Origin of the sequence: Flavobacterium aquatile LMG 4008 = ATCC 11947, from assembly GCF_000757385.1 — a bacterium.
Taxonomy (GTDB): Bacteria; Bacteroidota; Bacteroidia; order Flavobacteriales; family Flavobacteriaceae; genus Flavobacterium; species Flavobacterium aquatile.
The window spans coordinates 148,198-167,918 of sequence record NZ_JRHH01000002.1 but is presented as its reverse complement, the minus strand read 5'-3'; the positions used below and the strand labels follow the sequence as shown (position 1 = coordinate 167,918).

Here is a 19,721-nt window from a genome sequence, read left to right as displayed (position 1 = left end):
TAATTATAACTCTAAAAGAAGCTTTTCAAATTTATTGACATAAGTAGCAACAGAAAATTCGTTTATTGCACGTTGATATCCGTTTTCTCCAAATTGTTTTCTCAACTCTGGATTTTCAATTAGTTTAGAAATGGCTTCGGCTAATTTGGTTTCATTATTTGGTTCTACTAAAAAGCCCGTTTCATTATTTACAATAATTTCTGTTAATCCGCCATGATTAGAACCGATAACCGGTTTTTTTGCAAGCATAGCTTCTACAGCAACTAGACCAAAAGATTCTGCTTCTGTTGATGGCATTATGGCAATATCTGTTATTGACCAAATTTTTGATAAATCTTTAGTAAAAGGAATGATTTTTACTCTATTACTTAATTTATTATCTAAAATTATTTCTTCTATTTCTTCTAAATAATATTCTTGGTTTTCTACAGGCGAACCTACAAACAATAGCTGCACCTCTAAATTTTTTGATAATTCATTTATGAAAGTAGATAACAACCATTTATGCCCTTTTAATCTGCTAATTCGTCCTACTAAAGTGAGAAGTAAATCTTGAGAGGCAAAACCAAAATCCTCTTTAGATTCAATTTCATTATACATAGTTGATTCAATCCCATTGTAAATTACAACTGATTTATGCTCTAACATTTTAGTTCTATCTGTTAGATTTTTCATAGTTGAGTAGGAATTACAAATAATCAAATCAGCATACTTATTCAACAATTTTGGAAACGTTGACGCTATAATTTTAGGATGAACAATAATTTCGTGAACATGCCAAATATGTTTAATTTGTCTTTTTCGGGAATAAATCATTCCTAATAAAACAGCTAAAGTATTAGAATATATTAAATCGAATTTATATTCTTTATTCAATATATCCAAAGCTTTGAATGCCTCTTTTATATCTACAAAAAACTTTAAAATGTTTCCTGGTGAAAACATTTTTCGGTACAATTTCAATACTGGAGCAATGACAACTTTAATATTTTCTTTTTCTAATTCGGTTTTTAATGGTCCGTCATTAGGTAAAATTACTACTGAATTAAAATTTGCTTTGTCTAGATGTTTTAATAATAACAGCAAGGTTTTATCTGACCCATAAAGTTCTGCAGATTGATGTATGAAAAGAATGTTTTTCATTGTTGAGCCGATTTTATTAAATTGTATTTGTAGGCAAATAAAAATCCTATTAACAACGATTTTGTATCAATTAGATTATAAAAACCCATAAAAACCCAATTTGATAAGATAAGAAAAACTCCAGTTCCAATAAAAAGATAATGAATGTTTACAAGATTAGGATTAGAATAAGTATTTCGTTTAAAAAAGAAAATTATAGAATACAAATAGATAAACAATCCTAACAATCCTGTTTTTAATAGTACAGTCATAAAACCATTATGTAGTATTGAAATATGTCTTAATTCCATATCACCAAGATAAACTTTTTGTTTTAAATCTACTTGAGATCCTATTCCTTCTCCAAAAAGCAAAGTTGAGTTGTATGATAATTGCTGGACGGTTCTTATGTTTTCATAAGATCTATAGTTATCGTTAAATTGTTTCCAATCGTTTCTGTTTATTTTAGTACTAAATGCTTCGGCAGGAGCCATTTTAATTTTATATAAAAATTCGTCAATCCCTTTTCCATTTCTAACTGGATTGTAATAATAAATTGAGGCATATCCGGCAATTGTTAACGCAATTACAATTGTAATTATGGTAAGTGATTTTTTAGTTAAAACAAAAACTCCTTTAATGGCCATTATCAAAATAATAAATTGAAGGAAATTGGTTCTTGCTAAATAAAAGAAGCTCGAAACGGCAAGAATGGTTAGAAAAACTATACTTTTTCTTCTAGAAAATTCTAAATTGAATTTATCTCTAAACACTAATAAAACCAAAGTATATATTTCAAAATCATTAAAGTAACCTCCATAAAACCTAATATCTCTCATGTTTCTAATATTTTGAAACACAAATCCATAACCAACCAATATTAAGTGATAAAGAGCAATTGAAATTCCTGCATAAACAACAAATTGGAAGGGATTTTTTATACTTTTATGAAACAATTGATATCCTAAAAGTAATCCTGAGATGGGTTTTAATAGATAAGTTATGTCTCTTATTGTGAAATACAAACTATAATCATAACTCAGACCAACGATGACTGCCAGTAAAAAAATTACAATAAAAATACTAATGTACTTTACAAATTCTAGTGAATAGTTGTTTTTTATTGTTAATACAACAGCTGTCATCCATACCACAAACGAAAGTTCATATATATTAAAAAAGGGAACAATTACACAAATAATAAAAAGTAGTTGATTTATGTTAGCTTTATTAATTCGTATTTTCATTCTAATGTAGATTTTAATACTTTGGCAGGAACGCCACCAATTATTGAATTTTCTGGATAGATACCATTAACAACTGCACCAGCAGCAACTACAGAATTGTCGCCAACAACGCAGCCGTCAAGAAAGGTGACTTTAGCACCAACCCAAATGTTATTTCCTAATTTTATTCCTTTAGAAGTAACGCCTTGCTCTCTTATAAGTTTGGACAAGTCAGTAAAATTATGGTTTTCTGAATGAAAACTTATGTAAGAACCCATGATTACATCATTACCAATTTCTATTCCTCCAGCAGCGCCAAACTCAGTAAATTGACCTACCGCAGAGTTGTCTCCCATCTTAAGACCTCTTCCATATTTTGACATATGACTTGTAGAACTTAAAGTTGAAAAAGCACCTATTTTTACACAATCACCAAAGATTATTTTTTCTGAAGAGAATCCGTCAATTAAACAATGTTTATCAATAGTAACGCTTTTTCCAAAATGGATATTTCCTGAATTTAGAATTCTTGTGTTATTTCCAATAAAGACTTTTTTACCTGTTTTAAGAAAACCTCTTACAACCATTATCATTCTTCTTATGAGAATATAAATTATAAGTTTTTGAGGGATCCTAGAATCTACAACATAGCTTTTTCCAGACTTATTTAATAACTTTTGAAATAAATTCTTAATCATAAAAGCTTTTTGGTTTTCTTTAGTTTGTAAAGATAAAAAATAATAATAATTAAATCTGTTGCTATTAAAGAATAAAAAACGCCATATACTTGAAGTTGTGGCAGTAAAATAATTATTGAAACTAAATTCAAAATCACCATAATCGAAGTTAATCTTACATAATAAAGTTTATGATTTAAAGCTAAAATTAATTGCTTTAACGGAATTGAAACGGCTAAAATTAATGGTATAAAAACTGCAACTTGCAATAAGTTACTTAATATATATCTGTTGGTTGGATTAAAAAAGGAGACTGTTTCATAGGAGAAAATGTGTAAAACAATCATTGCAATTGTTATAAAAAACAAATTAGCACCGTTATAAATAATCCAATTTTTAATCCCTTTTTCATAATCAAATTCTACTAAAAAGCACACTTTTGGGAAAACATAATTAAAAAATAAAAAGATATAAGTTTTAAAAATTACTATAATTTGTTCAACAATTCTATACTGTCCTGCCATTAAATTGCTTCCAAAATAACTTATTAAAACTACTGGAGCGTACAATTGTAATGAAACAAATATTTGTGAAGAAAACATAGAAAAATCATTTTTTATATGATTTACAACTTCAGATTTATTTACCGTTAGAAAGGAAAACTGATGTTTCTTTACTACTAAAATAAACATTACAAAGTTTGAAATTATCATGCCAATTCCCCACCACATATTGATGTAAATATAATCGTGTTCGTGTTTTACAGTAAAGAAAATTCCGGCAAGATAAATGGTTTTTGAAATTACATTTAAAATCGTTATCCACTTTACGTTTTCAATTCCTTGCAAAAACCAAGTTGGATTTATGAATTGTCCGAGTAATACTAATAGTCCTAGAAAGAACATTTTGTATTCTGAAAGAAAATAGGAAAAAGACAGAAAAATAATGCTTGTAACCACTAAAACAACGATTAAAATAATGGCTTTTACTGCGTAAGTTGTTGTGAAAATTTTATTTAGAGCTTTGGGATTATCTCTATTTACAGCAACTTCTCTAACACCAATTATATCAGATCCAAAATCTACAAATACAATTAAGAAGAAAGCAATCGCCATTCCAACAGCGGTTTTACCAAAATTTTCTTCGCCGCAAACCGATACAATGTATGGAACAACTAGCAAAGGCGTTACTAAATTAAAAGCTTGTCCAAAACCATAGATACCTAGTTTTTGGAATTGCTGGTGGAATACTATTTTCTTAAGCAATTGCACCATTTATTTGTGAAGTTTTTCAGAATATAACTGATTTAATTTTTTATATAATTTATCACCATTTGGATATAGTGAAGGTCCAACAATTTGGGTTTTTTCTTTCCTTTTTAAACTCCCTGTTAGTTTATTGACTGTAGTGTTTGATTCATCAACTCTAAATAAAAAATAAACTTCTTCGCCTTTAGCATCAAAGCTTTTTTTCTTGTATGAGAATTTCATCTCATTAACAATAATTTCTGGTTGTTTTATATTTCTACCAAAATCGAGACGAATTTGATTGGGTTGGATTGAATCTGGAAAAGTAATTTGAATTTTTTGGTTTTTTTTACTTCCTTTTACTTTTGTCCAAAAAGATTGCGGATCATTAAATTCGATTGAATTATTGGTTGTATAATACGTATTTATAGAATCTGTTGTTTGGATTACAGCATCTATATCTACTACTAACACATTGGTTTTGGGGTCTTTATTGCAACTAATTAAAAAAAATGATGCAGATAAATATAGAGTTGTTATAAACTTTTTCATGTATAAAAATAAAAACTACAAACAAAGATAAATCTTTATTTGTAGTTTTAAATTTTAAACTTAATTATTACTATTCAGGACTTCCTCCAGAAGTAACTTTATTGATTTTTTCTGATAAAATAGTTTGTGGATATAATATTGGTCCAGAAGCTTGATCTTTTTTATGTCTTTTAAGAATTGTAGTTCCTGGTTCAATATCGGTATATCCTTCAAAAGGTGTAAAATACTTGAACATTTCTTGTCCAGATACAACTTCGTTTTTACCCATATAAGATAATTCAAAAGATTTTAAATCTATGTCTGATTGAGTTTCATTTTTACCAAAACCTAAATCAATTCTTACCAAAGAAGGAATAATTCCTTCTGGTAAAACAAAAACTACATCTTGTGGTTTATCACTTCCTTTTACAGGCATCCAAACAGAATTTTCTTCTTCAAAATTAATACTTCCATCAATAGTGTAGTATAAATGCATATTATCGTCTTTTTTAACTATTAAGTTAAAACCAACTCGGAAAAGGTCGTCTTTAGCTACATTTGTTACTTCTTCACTTTTCTTCTCTTGACCATCTATTTCTTTTTTACATGAAAATAGACATAATGCAAGTACTATAATTGTTGCTATTTTAAATTTCATTTTTTTGTTTTTTTTGCAAATCTATAATATTTTTATTATATTTTGTTAATTATTTTATAATTGTTTTATCTGTCAAATTTAGACCTGATTTATTAGTTGTTTTATCCACTATCAAAATACCTAGTCTATAGTTTCCACTAGGCAAGTCCTTTAAATTAAAGGACGCTGTAAACCCTGAATTTGATAAGTTAAATGAACTTTTAAAATAACTGGTTACGTCAGGTCTATTAACTTTTTGAGAAGGTATTTTAATTGCAACGCCATCTTTTATTAAAACTAAATCTATTTTACTTTCTGTTGCATCTTGTTCATCAAAATATGCCCATCCAGAAGCAGTCAAAACGTAATTTGTGTTTTCAAAAACTTCTAAATTAAATTTAAATGGTGTTCCGTTAAAATCTTTTAATGTTCCAAATTTAGATACATCTACATCTTTTTTTACATCTTTTAAAAGAATAAAATGTTTGGTCCATGCGTCGAAACCATCAAAATTTTCGTCTATGTAGAAATTACTATTTACAAATTGCTGTGCGTTTTCTGATAATTGAAATGGTCTTCCGTGCGCATCCGTGTACCAAAAAGGTTTAGTTGTTGAAGGATTGGCAATCATTTCATTTATTATGGTTTCTAAATTTGGTTTTTCAACAACATTAAATTTAACATTGTTATTGTTTAAGTAATAATCAAACCAATATTTTAGACTTGTATAAACTGTTTCATTGTTTTTATTCTTATCAATTATTAATTGAGACGCTTCTCTGAATTGAGTTTTATTTGGTCCTCTATAATAACCTCTTACAATAGTATGATTGAAAAAAATAAATATTACTAAAATTGAAGCAAAAGTAGTTTTAATAGCATTGTTTTTTATCATCGCCAATCCAATTCCAAATATTAAAATTATGGCTGGAAATAAACTTGTTAAATATCTTGCTAAAAACAAGGAGGTTTGTGTGTACGATTTTAAAAAAATAACAATAAAATACAAGAAAGTCCAGCTTGCTAATATTAAAAAGCTAAACGTTTTTTTATCATTAAATATATCTTTAGTTTTTTCTAATTTATTAGTATTAAAAATTGTAATCATGAAAAATATAAAAATTGATAAAAACAGAAAGAGAGTAATTTCTGAATTTCCTAAAAATTCTTTTAAAATTAAAGAAATTGTTTCTGTTGTTGGCGCTGGTATCCAAAAAGATTCAATTCTTGATAATAACACTAATTTATAAATGTTGGGCGTAAAAAGTATAAATGTGATGATGATGGTTAAGAGTGTATATTTTATAAATGTTTTTCTTTTTTCTGCATCTAAAATAAAACAAAATAATACTAACAAAAACCCTTGAGAAACTACGTTTATTGCAGCAAAAAAATTCACATTTAATAGTAAACCTAATGAGAGTCCATATTTAATTGCATTTGTCTTGCTTACATCTTTTAAGTATTTTATTAAATAATAATACGTTAACAATATACAAAAAAGATAAAACGTGTAAGGCCTTGCATCTTGGGATATATATATTGCGTATTCACTAAATGCCAGAATTAATGCTGCAAAAATTCCTGCTTGTTTACTAAACATTTTTTCGCCCAGCCTAGCAATTATATAAACACTTAAAACGCCTAAAACTGCCGATAATCCTCTGGAAACAATTGGTGAATAACCAAAAACCGTATACAAAGTTTTTAAAAGTAGAAAATAAAAATAAGGAAATCCTTCTCTATTATTAACCTCTGTTATAATTGTTCCGTATGAATTAGCAGGATTTGAAACATTCATGGTGTAGATTTCATCCATCCACAGACTTTGAAGATTTATTTTGTAAAACCTTAAAATTGTTGCAACTAAAAGTATAACTACTAAAAATTTGTTTTCTTTAATAAAATTTAAAACTTTATCCATTATTCTACAATTTGATTAATTACTGTTTGTACATCTAACTCATAAAACAATGGAAGTCTTAACAATGTATCTGTAAAATTATCTGTGTTTGGCAATATTCTACCGTCATGCTTATCGCTGTAATATGGACTTGAATGTAAACTTATGTAATGAAAAACAGGATGTGTATTTTTCTCTTTTAATTTATTAATTATTTGAGTGCGTTGTTCTACATTTTTACATTTTATAAAAAACATGTGACCATTATTGGTTGCATAGTTTGGAATTAGAGGTAGTTCAATTTCATTTGATTTAGCCCAATTTTCTAATTGTATTTTATAGTTTTCCCAATGTGATTTTCTAACTGATTGTATTTTTTCTAAGTTTTCCAATTGTGCCCATAAAAAAGCAGCTATTATTTCTGATGGTAAAAAAGAACTTCCAATATCAACCCAACCATATTTATCAACTTCACCTCTAAAAAAAGCAGAACGATTCGTTCCTTTTTCCCAAATAATTTCGGCACGATCTATAAATTGTTCGTCGTTTATAGCTAACATTCCTCCTTCGCCAGAAATAATATTTTTGGTTTCATGAAAAGAAAATGCGGCTAAATGACCTATTGAACCTAATGCTTTTTTAATTCCGTCTTTTCCTGTATAATAACTATCTATGGCTTGCGCGGCATCTTCTACTACAAATAAATTGTGTGCTTTTGCTAATTCCATAATTACATCCATATCACACGATACGCCTGCGTAATGAACTGGAACGATTGCTTTTGTATTTGGTGTAATTAAAGACTCCAACTTACTGCAATCCATGTTTGGATGATTGGGCAAACTATCGGCAAAAACTATTTTTGCACCACGTAAAACAAAGGCATTTGATGTTGAAACAAAAGTATATGATGGCATAATTACCTCATCACCTTCTTCTAAGTTAATCAGTATTGCTGCCATTTCCAACGCATCCGTGCAAGATGTTGTAAGTAATGTTTTTTTGAAACCAAACTTTTTTTCAAAAAAATCTTGACACATTTTTGTGTACTTTCCGTTTCCAGAAATTTTTCCCGATGCTACAGCATCAGTAATATAATCGGTTTCTTTTCCTGTTAAATAGGGTTTATTAAATGGAATCATTAGAAATAATTATTTGTTATAAAAATATTTAGTAAATAAGCGATACCAGAAATAAAATGAATTCCAAAAATTATTAATTCGGGTAAATACTTTTTCCAATTATTATTCGACTTATTTATTAAAATCATTAATTGATAAAGACATGAAAAGAACAATAAAAAGACGCACATAAAAGTTTGCCATAAAAAATTTCCATCATTTTCTCTAACTCCAGTTTCTCTAACTGAAATACTAATTATAATGCTAAGTAGAACAGCTAAAGCTGAAAATTGAATCATTTTATTATGTAATAACTGTTTGTTTTTTATAATTGTTATTATTGGAAATAACAAACTCGACAGCAGCGCAATAAATAAGGCTAGAATAACATTAAATCCTTTAGACCAGTTTTTATAAAAGTAAAAGAAATCAACAGTAACTGAGCTTTCTTGAGTATTATTTTTTCCTAAATATATTAAATAATATTCACCAAAGATTAATAAACAAGCAATGAAAATTGGAATTAAGTTTATCCAAAAAACTTTTTTGAAAAAAGTATATGTTTTTAATAATAACAATGGATAAATAGGCAAGTAAACGAATAAAAAACTTGGCTTAATAAGTGCGTTCAGAATAATTAATAAACAAATGATATAGAGGTTATTTTTACTAGGAGAATCAAGCTGCTTATTTGAAATCCAAAAAAGTAATAATACAAAAGGCATTACAAAAATTGTAGTAGAATTGTGCCAAACGTTTGGAGGAAAATTTAATAAATAAAAATAATCTAAAACGAAATACAAGACGGGTAAACTAAAACAAAAAAGCAATAAAAATGATGAAATTGTTGCTGTTTTAATTGATACATTGGGTATGTTTTTCAGAAATATTCTTTTAACAATATAATATTTAGCAAAGGTTGCACTTGTTAGCACATAAACAGACATTACCAATAATGCAGATGATTTAGAAGAAAAAAAGGTTAAAAAATAAACTGCAAAATAATACAAAAAATTTACCTGAAAAGGTTTATTTCCGTATGCATAATCTTTAATAAATTGAGCATGTAGCTGAATATCCGTTTGGATTGTAAATGTGAAATTATAAAACAAATAAATCAATATTATAAAAACAATGACATCAAAATAGCCAATTTTATCATTAAATAATTTCATGTTTTAAATTTTTAAATGTTTTTCCAAAAATGTTTAATTGTTGTGGTTTCTATTATCTTATAATCTTTTTTTTCATAAAAACTGCAAGCATTCTTATTTTCTAACTGTGTTGGAATATTTAGTTTATAAATTGATGCTTTTAATAGGTGATTCTCTACTGCATCAATTAATTTACTTCCAATTCCTTTTCCTTGAACAAGCGAATCTACCGCAATTAGACCAATTGTCCCAAAATCATGATATATTTTATACGTGACAAATCCAAGTGTTTTACCATCTTCTTGATAAACCAATACTTCGTCTGCAAATTGTTTATTTAATGAGTTGTCAATCCATTTTTTATAAAGCTCTTCAAATTTTGTTCGTCCAAATTTTTTATCTAAATTAAATCGACTCATTTTTCCGCTTTCAAAAGCTAAATCATACAGAAAATTTATGTCGATATTTACTTTTGAAATTGAAAATATATTTTTACTTATCTCTTTTTTTTGAACAATTTCCTTAGTAAATAAAACTTTAGTTTCAAAAAATGAATTTATAAATCCATCTATTCTAACTTCATTATTAACATCACTTTTTGAGTAAATTAAATCAAAATCTTCATTCAAAACTATTAAATCTATATCAGGATTTATAATTTCGCCAACTTTAATATTAAAAAAGTCACTATCCCAATCTAGTTTTTTAATTTCCATGAATTTCATCAATTATATAAACAGGACGATTTTTTGTCTGATCAAATATTTTACCAATATAAATTCCGGCAACTCCAATTGTTGTGATAATTACTCCAGACAAAAACCATATTGACACAATTATAGAAGTATATCCTATGACCTCAATTTCGTGATGCATAGCTTGATAAATATAATAGATTCCAACACAAAATGATAAAAAAGAAATTATCATTCCAAACTTTACAAACAGTTTTAATGGTTTGTTAGAAAATGAAATAATGGTATTAAACGCTAAGCTAACTAGTTTAGAAAAACTATAACTTGTTGTTCCCGAATCTCTTGGCGCATGTTCAACTATAATTGATGTAGATTTATAGCCAACAAATTCTACAAAAAGCGGAAAGAATTTAATAGAATCTGAAATGTCTAAAATAGAATGAATAACTTTTTTGTGATAAATTCCAAAGTTTGCAATTTCATTATCATACTTTGTATCAGTAAAATAGCTATATACTTTTGAAAAAACTTTAGACGATAATTTCTTTAAAAACTTGTCTTCTCTATTTTTTCTTCGTGCCTGAACTATTTCAAAACCTTCTAAAGCTTTGTTGTATAATTTTACTATTTCTTTAGGCTGATCTTGTAAATCGCAATCCATTACAACAATCCATTCGCCTTTGGCTTGGCTTAATCCTGCCATAATTGCTGGATGCTGTCCAAAATTTCGGCTCAATCTAACACTCTTAACATAAGGGTTTTTTAAAGATTGTTCTTTCATTTTTTGCCAAGAATTGTCTTTACTTCTGTCGTCAACCAGAATTATTTCAAAGTCAACATCAAGAATATTCATAGCTTTTTGAATTTCAAAAACCAACTTTTCTACAAAGTGTTCTGCTTTGTAAATCGGACTTACAATTGATATTTTAGGATTAGTATTCACTTATTTCTTTTTTAAACTTTCTTCCCAATTATTAATTTCCAATCCAAAAACATTCTTAATTTTTGATTTATCCAAAACACTGTAAGCTGGTCTTTTAGCTGGAGTTGGAAAACTTGTGGTTGGTATAGGTTGTAAATTTATACTAATATTGTTTACTTCAAATATTTTTTTTGCAAAATCATACCAAGAACATTGTCCTTTGTTGCTGTAGTTGTATATTCCGAAGTGAGATTCTGAAACAAGTTCAGAATGACAAGAGGAAATTATCTTAATTAAAACCTCAGCTAAATCAACTGCGTGTGTTGGCGTTCCTATTTGGTCCGAAACTACAGACAAACTATCTCTTTCTGATGCTAATCGTAACATAGTTTTCATGAAGTTATTTCCAAATTGCGAATAAACCCAAGATGTTCTTATAATGAAATAATTGTCAAATGTTTCTTGAATGGCTTTTTCTCCGTCTAATTTTGTTTTTCCGTAAACGCCTATCGGATTTGGAATATCGGTTTCAAGGTATGGCGTTGTTTTACTTCCGTCAAATACAAAATCGGTTGAAACATGAAGCAATGTTGCTGAAAATTCTTTACAAACCTCAGCTAAATTTTTAGCACCAATTATATTTATAAGTTGTGCTTTATCTGGTTCGCTTTCGGCTTTGTCAACAGCTGTGTAAGCTGCGGCATTTATACAATAGTTAGGTTTAAATTTAGTAAAAACCAATTGACAATTTTCTTTAGAAGTAATATCTAAATCAGATGACGTGCAAAATTTAAAATCTATCTTCGGATGCTTATCTGATATAGATTGAATTGCTTGACCTAATTGTCCGTTGGCTCCAGTGACTAAAACTACCATGCTTTTCTAGCTGATTTAAAATTAGGCAGTGATTGATCTTTTTCGGAAATTATCAATTTATCAGTATCAAATTGCCAATCAATATTTAAGTCTAAATCGTCATATTTTATTCCGCCTTCACTTTCTTTATTATAAAAATTATCGCATTTGTAGAAGAAAGTTGCTTTTTCACTTAATACTAAAAATCCATGTGCAAATCCTCTTGGAACAAAAAATTGTTTTTGATTCTCTCCAGAAAGTAAAACAGTAATATGTTGCCCATAAGTATCCGATTCTGGCCGAATATCAACAGCAACATCAAGAACTTCTCCGCTTAAAACTCGCACCAATTTGGCTTGAGCATGATTGCCAGTTTGATAATGTAATCCTCTTAAAACACCCATTGACGAATAGGATTGATTGTCTTGAACAAAATGAATTTTTTGCTTGGTACCTTTTTCAAAAGTTTGCTCGTTAAAGCTTTCCATAAAATAACCACGTTCGTCTTTTATGATGTTTGGTTCTAAAATAAAGCAACCTTTAAGTTTGGTTTCTATAAATTTCATGTTCAGTTTCAGTTTCTAAAGCAAAAATCTTTATTCTACGCTCTTTATTCAATGTTATTTCTTCTTACTTTTCTAACAAACTCATTAAATGAACTCCGTAACCGCTTTTTAATAAAGGAGTCGCTAAAGATTTTAATTGCTCTTCATTAATGAAACCCATTTTGTAAGCGGCTTCTTCAATAGCACCAATTTTTAAACCTTGGCGTTCTTCTATAACTTGAACAAATTGTCCGGCTTGCATTAAAGACTGAAAAGTACCGGTATCTAACCAAGCTGTTCCTCTATCTAAAATACTAACTTTAAGATTTCCTCGGTTGAGATATTCTTTATTAACATCGGTGATTTCTAGTTCACCTCGATGGCTTGGTTTTATATTGGCGGCAATTTCTATAACTGAGTTGTCATAAAAATAGATGCCTGGTACCGCATAATTCGATTTTGGATTTTCTGGTTTTTCTTCAATGGAAAGTACTTTTCCTTCTTTGTCAAAATCAACTACTCCATACCGTTCTGGATCATGAACATGATAGGCATAGATGATTCCACCATCAGGATTATTATTTGTTTGTAGAAGCTCGGCTAAACCTGTTCCGTAAAAAATGTTATCCCCAAGAATTAAAGCTACTTTATCGTTTCCTACAAATTCTTTACCAATAATAAATGCTTCAGCCAATCCGTTAGGGTTTTCCTGAACAGCATACTCAAATTTACAGCCTAAACTTTTTCCATCACCCAAAAGTTGTTTAAACAAAGGTAAATCGTGAGGAGTTGATATGATTAATATTTCGCTAATTCCTGCCCACATCAATGTAGATAACGGATAATAAATCATTGGTTTATCATAAATAGGCATCAATTGCTTACTAACTGCTAAAGTTAATGGGTGCAATCTAGTGCCAGAACCTCCAGCTAAAATAATTCCTTTCATTATTGTAGTTTAGATTTAGCTAATTGTCTTCTGTAGAAAGATCTAAAAATTGTTATACCAATAAATATAAATAAAAATAAAAAAGGAAGTACCAATTTAAGTTTTCCATTAATCGATTTAATATTTTTAACATTTAAGGTTACGCTAATTTGTTTAATAATCTTATCCGTGTTAATTAATTCAATTCTGCGATTACCTTGTTCTGAAACTAACTCCTCTTTGGTTTTTATTACATCATTAAGTTGTGTGTTTTCATTAATGTACACAAGATTGTCATTGGATTGTGATTTATTTCCTTCGTTTGAGAGGGTATTTAAAAACCCGTTAATTTGAGAAATTATTGAATCGTTTTCTACAATTTTAACTTTAATATTGTTTATATATTCTTTTTGAATTTTTGAATAATAATCAGAATCATTTAAATATTTTAAAATTGGCTCAACAGTATTTTTTTCAGATGCTAATTTAGAAGTTGAAAAAGATATAGCATGAAAAGGATAATTCTTACTGGTAACTTTTTCTGTTATAATTTTTTTAATATCGCCATCTTCGGCCAACAATTTAATGAATTCAAAATTTTGTTCTCTATTTTCAATAAACTTATAGACATCATTAATTGGCTCAATCGCTATTCTTTTAAACTTTTTTGGCTCTTTCAATCCTAAAACATTTTTTAAGAACAAAGTATCTTGCTCTCCAATTTTAGAATTAATAAGTTCAATTTTAGAATATAAATAGTCAGTAGAACCAAAATTTGGTGTAACTATTACTTGATGATCATAACTTTTAGAAGTCTTATCAAGATAAATACCAAGAACTACACCAAGAACAAATAAACCTCCAATTATTAAAATGTTTCTTTTAAGAAACAAAATTCCTTTAAATATAGAAGTCGAAATATCTTCGAAAAATCCTCCTATTTTTTTTGAAATTTGAGACAAATCAATTTCTTGGTTATCTGAATTGTTTTGAGATTCTGTACTCATAAAATTGTATTATTTTGTGTTGAAAATTTGTTCTAATATTTTAATCGTAATCAAGTAAGTAGGCTTTACTCCTGTTGTTCCTAATCCGCCAGAAGCTAAAGTACTTCCTGTTTCTAATGGATTATCTGAAGCATAATAAGCGTATCTTACTTTTACATTTGGATTGATGCTTTTTCTAATTTTCGATGCCGATTGTATCGCTTTTTGATAATAAGCACCTTCCATCTCCAAACCAATTACACTCCAAGTAGATTCATGAAAAAACTTTAATAAATCTTTATTTTGAAGCGATGTTCCCAAAACGGTAATCATTGGTCCAGCAAAAACTGGTATGTCGTTTCCTTCAAACATGTCGGCAGTTAATTGATTTTCGAAAAAATAATTGTCTGCTGTTCCTTCATTTATGTGTGCGTTCGGAATCATAATGTCGCCTTTTCCTCCTTCTAGAATTCCGGCTTTTCCCATAATAGAAACCGATTCAACATTGATTAATGTTTTCTCTTTTCCGTTTTTATAAGGTTTTAATAATTCGTCGATGGTTTCATAAGCTTGCTCGCCAAAAGCATAATCCATTACAATAATCACCGGATTGTCTTTGCCAATTTTAGCATTTGGAAACGCCGATTTTACCCAATCAATTTTTGCTGTATCAAATATTTGAACGTCAATATTGGTTCCCGATGTGTCAGGTAACGAAATCATTCCGTGTTTCAAGGCAAATTCCTCTACTTTATCTCTCACATCATGAGCACCTTGCTTACTTAATTCTTCAAATATAAAGAAATCTGACTTGTCTTTGAATTTAGTTTTTAAAACATGAGTAGCAAAAATCGAATTCATAACACTGTGCATGTTGGCACTAATAATATGAATTGGTCTAACTAATAAATCGTTGTTTTTTAAAACTTCCTTAATATTATTTGCCCAAATTTCACCATGAATGTGATGTCCAAGACGTTCTCTTAAAATAGGAGAAAACGTAATTGTTCTTTTATTATTATCAACCACTTCTTCTATTGCCAGTTTTCCTAACCAATAAATTACGTGAAGAAAACGATCGGGTTTTTCTGTGGTTCCAAAAGCGTCGTAAATATCTAAAATTTCGACAAATGTTCTTCCTAAAACATTAGCTGCATGAGATATTGCTTGCTCTTTCTCTATTTGGGTAAGTTTCTTTGGTTGTAAAGCTGCTTGTTCAATTTTTAACCAATCACGAACTACTTCATTGTTGTTTTCATCAATTAAAACCTTGTCTTTAATTTTATGTGATTCAATAAAAATAAAGGTCAAATGCGTTAAAATATCGTAAATGTCTGATCGTCCACGAGTGATTTCAACATTCATTTGTTCTTCGTCAATTCGGTAGCAATTTCTTCTACGTTTTGGCGGAACAATAGCTTTAAAATGTGATTTTGAATAACCTTCGTCGGAAGTTAAATTGATGTAACGACATTCTTCAATGCCAACCGGAAGCCTTTCTATTACATAAAGCAATCCGTTTAATTCTACTTTTTCATCGGCTATTGAGCCGTAAATTTCTGGTCGAAGCTCTAGTAATGCTTCTCTTAAAGTTTCTCCCGAAACACCCATTGGTTTATAAAAACCTCTGTTAAATAAATGTCTCATGGTAATGTACAATCGTTCGATAGCTGCCGACGATTCTTGCGCTCGTGAGCGCGAAATGTTTTTAATTTCCTTCATTAAATTTTGTTTTCTAACCCGCAAATATAGGGATTTTATAGTTTAGTTGGTTAGGATAAGGTTAATTGCAGGTTCGTCAATTGTTGCTTTTTCTGATGAATTTGCACTTCTTTTATCTTGTTTTATCCATTTTCCTTTGGTGAAAGTGAATAGAAAATCTTTTTCGGCTCGACCATAAAGCACATACGGAAGATAAGTATTGTACTTCTTTGTGGTATTCAAACTGGCATTAGTTTGTGTTTTCTCAACCGTGTTTTTCTGGATTAATAATTTTTCAAATCCAACGAAAAGTCCAGTTTTTGGGAACGTTAAATTGTATTTAGATAAATTGTATTTGTTTTTAATAACTCCATTTTTAAGTGTGAGAATAATGTCTTTATTCATGAGTTCTTCACCTGGAAAACCATCCGAATCAACTTTGTAAAAATGTAGTTTTATGGTGGCATCTTCTATTCTACTGTCGGCAAAAATGGTTACGTTTTTTAAGTATTGCGTTTTCTTATAGGAAACTTGATATGGGAAAAATTTCACGTCAATTGTTGGTCCGTTTTCAAAGGCTTGATAGATTTCGCTTTTATCTATTTTACCAATTTCTATTTGTTTTTCGTCTTTTCTATTCGATATAAAAACATCATCAAGTTCATAACTCATCTCTTTTAAAAGAACAACTTTAGCATTGGAAACCGAAACTTTTTTCTTTTCAAAACCTAAAGCAGAGAAAATTAAATTAGCCTTTTTATTGGCTGGATTTATGGTGAATTCTCCGTTTTCTTCTGATGTTGTTCTAATGTTCTCATCCTCAACAAGAATGTTCACATACGGAATTGGTTTTCCCGAAATGCTGTCTTTAACAACACCTTTTATTTGAGCCGAAAGTATATTGGTGAATAGTAGTAAAAAAGTAATTGTTAGTCTCATTTCTTGTTTATAGTTTGCTATTTAGCCCTGATGCAAGGGAAAAGCTCCCAATTTTATTGGGACTTTGGAAAGGCAGCAGGAATTACCATTATTGAAAATGCCCAAGCGATTCGCTCCTACTTTTTATAATTGATCGGCTATTTTTCTATCGTTAGACAATCTTGGTAACTTGTTTTGGCCACCCAATTTCCCAATAGATTTCATGTATTCTTGGAATCCGTTTTTAGAAACCTTTGTTATTACTAGTGTTCGCAATACTTTTCCAACGATTAAATCATCGTAATACACATTTTGTTTGCGCATTGCGGCGTCGATTGTTAACGCAAATTCTTCGAGATTATTGGGTTCGTTTTCAAATTCAATGAACCATTCGTGATACGGCAAACCGGTTTCTGGAGCAATTTGTGGTGCAACCGTAAATTCGTTTACTCGAATGTCAGTATTTTCCATTGCTTCTTTCAAGGCGTGCTCAACTTCTTTGCCAATTACGTGCTCGCCAAAAGCCGAAATATAGTGTTTAATTCTACCCGAAACGATGACGCGATAAGGTTGTAAACTGGTGAACTGAATGGTATCGCCAATGTTGTAAGCCCAGAGTCCGGCGTTGGTAGAAATTATTAAAACGTAGTTTACATTTAGCTCGACTTCGCCAATAGTGTAACGTTTAGGATTGTCAGTGAAAAACTCTTCGGATTTTATAAATTCATAGAAAATTCCAGCGTTTAGAAGCAATAACATTCCTTTTTCTTTCTGCGAATCTTGGTAGGCAAAAAATCCTTCGGAAGCTGGGAAAAGTTCTATTGAATCTACTTTTCGACCAATAAGATTTTCGAATTTGGCTCTGTAGGGTTCAAAATTAACACCGCCGTAAATGAATAAATTGAAGTTTTTAAAGAGTTCGCCAACAGGTTTATTTGCTTTTTCTTGAAGTTTTTCGAAATACATTTGCACCCATGACGGAATTCCCGAAATAACCGACATATTTTCGTTGATGGTTTCTTCTACAATCGCGTCTACTTTGGTTTCCCAATCTTCTATACAATTGGTTTCCCAACTGGGCATTCTGTTTTTTTGCAAATAGCTCGGAACAAAATGCGCTACAATTCCGGATAATCGTCCGAGTTTTATTCCGTTTTTTTCTTCTAAAATCGGACTTCCTTGCAAGAAAATCATTTTTCCATCAACAAAATGGGCGTTTCCTGTTTCGTGAATGTAACTTAAGATGGCATTTCGTGCGGCAAGAATGTGAAATGGCATGGATTCTTTAGTAAGCGGAATATATTTGGCGCCCGAAGTTGTTCCGGATGTTTTAGCAAAATAAAGTGGTTTTCCTTTCCAAAGAACATCTGATTCGCCTTTAACAACTTTGTCAACATAAGGTTTTAGTTCTTCATAATCTCGAATGGGAACTTGCTTTGCAAAATCTTGAAACGATTTTATTTCATCAAATTTATGGTCTTTTCCGAATTGAGTATTTTTGGCTAAACGGATTAAATCTTCAAAAACTTTTTGTTGTGTTTCAACAGGTTTTGAAGCCCATTGCAAAGTTTTTTTGTGGATTTTCTTAGCAAATATTTTGGCTGCTATTGATTTTATTGACATATTAAAAGACACTTTTTTGCCACAAAGACACTAAGTCGCAAAGGTTTTTATTTTGATTTTTTAGATTCTTTAGCTTTTTTCAATTCTTTATCTTCCTCAGCTACTTCTTTTCTTAATTTCAATTCGGCTTCAGTGGCTGTTAATTGCAAATCGGGTAAAGTATCGACAGAAATGGCTAGAATAGAATCTTTATTGACTTTGGCATATTGTAAATCGCCGTTCAATACCTTTTTAATCGATTCGAGATAGGCTTCATTTTTCTTAATTGCAAATTCTAGCGAATCTGATTTTAGAGCTAACTCAGTAGCATCTTTCTTAAGTTTTGTTGATGTATAACCCGGAATGTATTCGCGTAAAGGCGTAAAAGCGATGATAAAAGTGGTGACAAAAATGATTAAAATCGCTCCAATTGTAGCAAAGACAAAGACATTCATCAAGGTAAGTTTTAATGAAAATACTTCTTCAAAGGTGTCTTCGTTTAGAATTACCAATCGGTTTTTAGTGAAGAGTTTTTTCTTTAGCAATTGCTTTTTAAGACGCTTTTGTGCCATTTTTTTTTATTATCATACAAATATAGAAAATTTGTTGCTGTATTGCTTGCGAAAGAATTAACGAAGTTTAACTATAAATAAATTGATGAAAATAAATTGTGAAGTTTTTTATTTTTACATTTGCAGTATAATTTTATTAAAAATCTGCGAAAGCATAAATTCTATATATCATGGGAAGAATGGGAGCAACTGAATGGATTGTTATTGGTGTTGTTATTTTACTACTTTTTGGAGGGAAAAAAATTCCTGAATTAATGAAAGGATTAGGTTCTGGAGTTAAAGAATTCAAAAATGCAGCAAAAGGCGAAGACCAACCTGCTGATTCTAAAAAAGAAGAAGAAACTAAATAGTTTTTTAAATCACAATATTGAAAATCCCA

General features: G+C 29.5%; 20 protein-coding genes. 1 reads left to right on the top strand and 19 read right to left on the bottom strand.

The genetic code is table 11. The annotated features are described in order from the left end of the window. Positions 1–3: 3 nt before the first annotated feature. From LG45_RS03675 to LG45_RS03585, 19 genes are all read right to left on the bottom strand, one after another. On the bottom strand, positions 4–1,143 hold the full coding sequence (locus tag LG45_RS03675) for a glycosyltransferase family 4 protein (protein ID WP_035124540.1): 1,140 nt from the start codon (positions 1,141–1,143) through the stop codon (positions 4–6). After that, positions 1,140–2,369 (bottom strand): O-antigen ligase family protein, encoded by a 1,230-nt coding sequence (locus tag LG45_RS03670; protein ID WP_081932029.1) that lies wholly within the window; start codon positions 2,367–2,369, stop codon positions 1,140–1,142. The genes LG45_RS03675 and LG45_RS03670 overlap by 4 nt, the downstream gene beginning before the upstream one ends. Then, positions 2,366–3,046, bottom strand: coding sequence for an acyltransferase (locus LG45_RS03665; RefSeq protein ID WP_035124534.1), 681 nt, complete (start codon positions 3,044–3,046; stop codon positions 2,366–2,368). The genes LG45_RS03670 and LG45_RS03665 overlap by 4 nt, the downstream gene beginning before the upstream one ends. Further along, complete coding sequence (locus tag LG45_RS03660) at positions 3,043–4,290, bottom strand: oligosaccharide flippase family protein (RefSeq protein ID WP_165570790.1); 1,248 nt, start codon at positions 4,288–4,290, stop codon at positions 3,043–3,045. Before LG45_RS03660 ends, LG45_RS03665 begins: the two co-directional genes overlap by 4 nt. 9 nt (positions 4,291–4,299) lie before the next feature. After that, a complete protein-coding gene (locus LG45_RS03655) occupies positions 4,300–4,824 on the bottom strand; it encodes a hypothetical protein (RefSeq protein ID WP_035124531.1) in 525 nt (174 codons plus the stop codon). Between the two features lie 70 nt (positions 4,825–4,894). After that, the gene (locus LG45_RS03650; protein ID WP_035124529.1) at positions 4,895–5,461 is read right to left on the bottom strand and encodes a hypothetical protein; all 567 of its coding nucleotides are present in this window, start codon (positions 5,459–5,461) and stop codon (positions 4,895–4,897) included. A 49-nt stretch (positions 5,462–5,510) separates the two neighbouring features. Next, positions 5,511–7,364: a glycosyltransferase family 39 protein gene (locus tag LG45_RS03645; protein WP_035124528.1), complete on the bottom strand. Its 1,854-nt coding sequence runs from the start codon at positions 7,362–7,364 to the stop codon at positions 5,511–5,513. After that, positions 7,364–8,485, bottom strand: coding sequence for a dTDP-4-amino-4,6-dideoxygalactose transaminase (gene rffA / locus LG45_RS03640; protein ID WP_035124527.1), 1,122 nt, complete (start codon positions 8,483–8,485; stop codon positions 7,364–7,366). Before rffA ends, LG45_RS03645 begins: the two co-directional genes overlap by 1 nt. After that, the gene (locus tag LG45_RS03635; RefSeq protein WP_035124526.1) at positions 8,485–9,639 is read right to left on the bottom strand and encodes a hypothetical protein; all 1,155 of its coding nucleotides are present in this window, start codon (positions 9,637–9,639) and stop codon (positions 8,485–8,487) included. Before LG45_RS03635 ends, rffA begins: the two co-directional genes overlap by 1 nt. Before the next feature lie 11 nt (positions 9,640–9,650). Next, entirely contained in the window at positions 9,651–10,334 is a 684-nt protein-coding gene (locus tag LG45_RS15990; protein ID WP_165570789.1) for a GNAT family N-acetyltransferase, read from the bottom strand. Continuing rightward, positions 10,324–11,256, bottom strand: coding sequence for a glycosyltransferase family 2 protein (locus LG45_RS03625; RefSeq protein ID WP_035124524.1), 933 nt, complete (start codon positions 11,254–11,256; stop codon positions 10,324–10,326). Before LG45_RS03625 ends, LG45_RS15990 begins: the two co-directional genes overlap by 11 nt. Beyond that, positions 11,257–12,111, bottom strand: a complete 855-nt coding sequence (rfbD, locus tag LG45_RS03620) for a dTDP-4-dehydrorhamnose reductase (protein ID WP_035124522.1) — start codon at positions 12,109–12,111, stop codon at positions 11,257–11,259. Beyond that, positions 12,105–12,656, bottom strand: a complete 552-nt coding sequence (rfbC, locus tag LG45_RS03615) for a dTDP-4-dehydrorhamnose 3,5-epimerase (protein ID WP_035124520.1) — start codon at positions 12,654–12,656, stop codon at positions 12,105–12,107. Before rfbC ends, rfbD begins: the two co-directional genes overlap by 7 nt. 64 nt (positions 12,657–12,720) lie before the next feature. After that, positions 12,721–13,584: a glucose-1-phosphate thymidylyltransferase RfbA gene (gene rfbA / locus LG45_RS03610; RefSeq protein ID WP_035124519.1), complete on the bottom strand. Its 864-nt coding sequence runs from the start codon at positions 13,582–13,584 to the stop codon at positions 12,721–12,723. Continuing rightward, on the bottom strand, positions 13,584–14,570 hold the full coding sequence (locus LG45_RS03605; RefSeq protein WP_035124517.1) for a hypothetical protein: 987 nt from the start codon (positions 14,568–14,570) through the stop codon (positions 13,584–13,586). Before LG45_RS03605 ends, rfbA begins: the two co-directional genes overlap by 1 nt. A 9-nt stretch (positions 14,571–14,579) precedes the next feature. Next, positions 14,580–16,271, bottom strand: coding sequence for a DUF6909 family protein (locus LG45_RS03600; RefSeq protein ID WP_035124515.1), 1,692 nt, complete (start codon positions 16,269–16,271; stop codon positions 14,580–14,582). 42 nt (positions 16,272–16,313) lie between these two features. After that, complete coding sequence (locus LG45_RS03595) at positions 16,314–17,189, bottom strand: carboxypeptidase-like regulatory domain-containing protein (RefSeq protein WP_035124513.1); 876 nt, start codon at positions 17,187–17,189, stop codon at positions 16,314–16,316. A 123-nt stretch (positions 17,190–17,312) separates the two neighbouring features. Continuing rightward, the gene (locus LG45_RS03590; RefSeq protein WP_035124512.1) at positions 17,313–18,791 is read right to left on the bottom strand and encodes a GH3 auxin-responsive promoter family protein; all 1,479 of its coding nucleotides are present in this window, start codon (positions 18,789–18,791) and stop codon (positions 17,313–17,315) included. A 47-nt stretch (positions 18,792–18,838) separates the two neighbouring features. Further along, positions 18,839–19,342, bottom strand: a complete 504-nt coding sequence (locus LG45_RS03585; RefSeq protein WP_035124510.1) for a hypothetical protein — start codon at positions 19,340–19,342, stop codon at positions 18,839–18,841. A gap of 170 nt (positions 19,343–19,512) precedes the next feature. Between LG45_RS03585 and LG45_RS03580 the strand changes: the two genes are divergently transcribed. Then, positions 19,513–19,692, top strand: a complete 180-nt coding sequence (locus LG45_RS03580) for a Sec-independent protein translocase subunit TatA/TatB (protein ID WP_035124507.1) — start codon at positions 19,513–19,515, stop codon at positions 19,690–19,692. The last annotated feature ends 29 nt before the right edge of the window (positions 19,693–19,721 follow it).

Excerpts from the sequence above, each read along its gene's own strand:
- LG45_RS03655 (WP_035124531.1), bottom strand. The coding sequence starts at position 4,824 with ATGAAAAAGTTTATAACAACTCTATATTTATCTGCATCATTTTTTTTA.
- LG45_RS03650 (WP_035124529.1), bottom strand. The coding sequence starts at position 5,461 with ATGAAATTTAAAATAGCAACAATTATAGTACTTGCATTATGTCTATTT.
- LG45_RS03600 (WP_035124515.1), bottom strand. The coding sequence starts at position 16,271 with ATGAAGGAAATTAAAAACATTTCGCGCTCACGAGCGCAAGAATCGTCG.
- rfbA (WP_035124519.1), bottom strand. The coding sequence starts at position 13,584 with ATGAAAGGAATTATTTTAGCTGGAGGTTCTGGCACTAGATTGCACCCA.
- rfbC (WP_035124520.1), bottom strand. The coding sequence starts at position 12,656 with ATGAAATTTATAGAAACCAAACTTAAAGGTTGCTTTATTTTAGAACCA.
- rffA (WP_035124527.1), bottom strand. The coding sequence starts at position 8,485 with ATGATTCCATTTAATAAACCCTATTTAACAGGAAAAGAAACCGATTAT.
- LG45_RS03635 (WP_035124526.1), bottom strand. The coding sequence starts at position 9,639 with ATGAAATTATTTAATGATAAAATTGGCTATTTTGATGTCATTGTTTTT.
- LG45_RS03605 (WP_035124517.1), bottom strand. The coding sequence starts at position 14,570 with ATGAGTACAGAATCTCAAAACAATTCAGATAACCAAGAAATTGATTTG.
- LG45_RS03580 (WP_035124507.1), top strand. The coding sequence starts at position 19,513 with ATGGGAAGAATGGGAGCAACTGAATGGATTGTTATTGGTGTTGTTATT.
- LG45_RS03670 (WP_081932029.1), bottom strand. The coding sequence starts at position 2,369 with ATGAAAATACGAATTAATAAAGCTAACATAAATCAACTACTTTTTATT.
- LG45_RS03665 (WP_035124534.1), bottom strand. The coding sequence starts at position 3,046 with ATGATTAAGAATTTATTTCAAAAGTTATTAAATAAGTCTGGAAAAAGC.
- LG45_RS03585 (WP_035124510.1), bottom strand. The coding sequence starts at position 19,342 with ATGGCACAAAAGCGTCTTAAAAAGCAATTGCTAAAGAAAAAACTCTTC.
- rfbD (WP_035124522.1), bottom strand. The coding sequence starts at position 12,111 with ATGGTAGTTTTAGTCACTGGAGCCAACGGACAATTAGGTCAAGCAATT.
- LG45_RS03675 (WP_035124540.1), bottom strand. The coding sequence starts at position 1,143 with ATGAAAAACATTCTTTTCATACATCAATCTGCAGAACTTTATGGGTCA.
- LG45_RS03590 (WP_035124512.1), bottom strand. The coding sequence starts at position 18,791 with ATGTCAATAAAATCAATAGCAGCCAAAATATTTGCTAAGAAAATCCAC.
- LG45_RS15990 (WP_165570789.1), bottom strand. The coding sequence starts at position 10,334 with ATGGAAATTAAAAAACTAGATTGGGATAGTGACTTTTTTAATATTAAA.
- LG45_RS03645 (WP_035124528.1), bottom strand. The coding sequence starts at position 7,364 with ATGGATAAAGTTTTAAATTTTATTAAAGAAAACAAATTTTTAGTAGTT.
- LG45_RS03595 (WP_035124513.1), bottom strand. The coding sequence starts at position 17,189 with ATGAGACTAACAATTACTTTTTTACTACTATTCACCAATATACTTTCG.